The sequence below is a fragment of the Bacillus sp. AFS002410 genome (genome assembly GCF_002556365.1).
In the GTDB taxonomy this organism is placed as follows: domain Bacteria; phylum Bacillota; class Bacilli; order Bacillales; family Bacillaceae_G; genus Gottfriedia.
This window is the reverse complement of record NZ_NUEU01000066.1, coordinates 1-485: the sequence shown is the minus strand read 5'-3', so window position 1 is coordinate 485 and position 485 is coordinate 1. Positions and strand designations below refer to the sequence as shown.

Genomic DNA, 485 nt, shown 5'->3' with positions numbered 1-485 from the left:
ATTAGCTGGTTTAGTTACATAAGAGTTTTTCTAATATATAAAAATATTATGTATTTTCTTTAGTTCTGTATGGTCTTGGTGACGGAATTGAAGTTAAATCTTTAATTAATTCTTCGTATTCTTCTTCGTCTATCTCGAATGGAACCCACTCTCCAGAACGAGGATAAAAACCGTTTAAAAATAATTGGTTAAGTGTTTTTAATGAAGGGATTACCTTGTCATAATCTGAACTTAAAAGCATACCTGTATCAATTATTAAATCTGTAATGGTGCCTTCTTTAGTAACAAATTTATTTTTTGAACCATATGCTTCTGGGAATAAATCATACTCTAAAGTTCTCATATACTTTGTCCTTTCTTTTATGGTTTTTACTGTACTACAATTAAACTAATTATATCATTCCTTATTGAACTAAACTGCCATTTACTTCAATAAAAAAAACTGCAATTAAGCAGTTTGTGATCTTCAACTAGTCGAGTAGAAT

General features: G+C 28.7%; 1 protein-coding gene. It reads right to left on the bottom strand.

The genetic code is table 11. The features are described 5' to 3' along the window. Positions 1 to 46 precede the first annotated feature (46 nt). Positions 47 to 343, bottom strand: a complete 297-nt coding sequence (locus tag CN692_RS19275) for a hypothetical protein (RefSeq protein WP_098120748.1) — start codon at positions 341 to 343, stop codon at positions 47 to 49. Positions 344 to 485: the final 142 nt, after the last annotated feature.